The following is a 1,044-nucleotide window of genomic DNA, read 5'->3' on the forward strand; positions in this document are numbered from 1 at the left end:
CATGGGCCGCATGGCAGCGCGGCTCACGCGAAAAACCGCCTTCAGGTCGGTGTCCAGCACCGCGTCCCAGTCCGCGTCCTTCATGCGCATGGCCAGGGCGTCGCGCGTGATTCCGGCGTTGTTCACCAGCACCTGCAAACCGCCCTGCTGCCGCACGATGGAGTCGATCAGCGCCTCGATCGCCGCGCCATCGTTCACGTTCAGCTGCGCCCCCCGACAGCCCGGGCGGGCCGCCAGCGCCTGGCCGATGCGCTCGGCGCCTGCGTCCGTGGTGGCCGTTCCGACGACCCGGTACCCCTGCGCCGCAAGCTTCATGGCAATCGCCGCGCCAATGCCGCGCGACGCGCCCGTGACCAGCGCCACGGGCGCCGCAGATGGGGATTCCGTCATGTCAACAATTCCCGGGTTTCGGCCAGCGTGGCCGGGTCGAACAACGCAGCGCCGCACAATGCCGGGTCGATGCGCCGGGTCAGGCCCGTGAGCACCTTGCCGGGACCCATTTCAACGAGGTGGCTGGCGCCGCGCGCCTGGAGCGCGCGCACGCATTCCACCCAGCGCACGGGGCAAAACGCCTGGCGGTAGAGCGCGTCGCGTATGGCCTGCGCATCCTGCTGCACGGCCACGTCCACGTTGTTCACCACGGCAATCTGCGGCGGCGCGAGCGCGACGTCGGCCAGCGCCAGGCGCAGTTTCTCGGCGGCAGGCCGCATCAGGCTGGAATGAAAGGGCGCAGACACCGGCAGCGGCAGGGCACGCTTGGCGCCTGCGGCCCTGAGGATTTCGCAGGCCCGGTCCACACCGGCCTGGGTGCCGGCGATCACGGTCTGGACGGGGTCGTTGAAGTTCACCGCCTCGACCACTTCGGGCGTGCCGGCGCCAAACGACGCCAGCGCCTCGGCGCATCCGGCGATGACCCGGGACGCATCCAGACCCAAAATGGCCGCCATGGCGCCGGCGCCAAGCGGCACGGCCGCCTGCATGGCCGCGGCCCGCAGGCGCACCAGGGGCACGGCCTGCGCCAGCGTCAGCACACCGGCGGCGACC

2 protein-coding genes are annotated in these 1,044 nt (G+C 71.6%); both read right to left on the reverse strand.

From position 1 onward, the window contains the following. A partial coding sequence (locus VTU_RS0124625; RefSeq protein WP_010110457.1) for an SDR family NAD(P)-dependent oxidoreductase occupies positions 1 to 390 on the reverse strand: 390 nt, incomplete at its 3' end. Continuing rightward, positions 387 to 1,044: ACP S-malonyltransferase (locus VTU_RS0124630; RefSeq protein ID WP_010110459.1), on the reverse strand; the 658-nt coding region annotated here is incomplete at its 5' end. The genes VTU_RS0124625 and VTU_RS0124630, both read right to left, overlap by 4 nt.

The sequence above is a fragment of the Verminephrobacter aporrectodeae subsp. tuberculatae At4 genome (assembly GCF_000193225.1).
GTDB classification, from domain to species: Bacteria; Pseudomonadota; Gammaproteobacteria; order Burkholderiales; family Burkholderiaceae_C; genus Acidovorax; species Acidovorax aporrectodeae.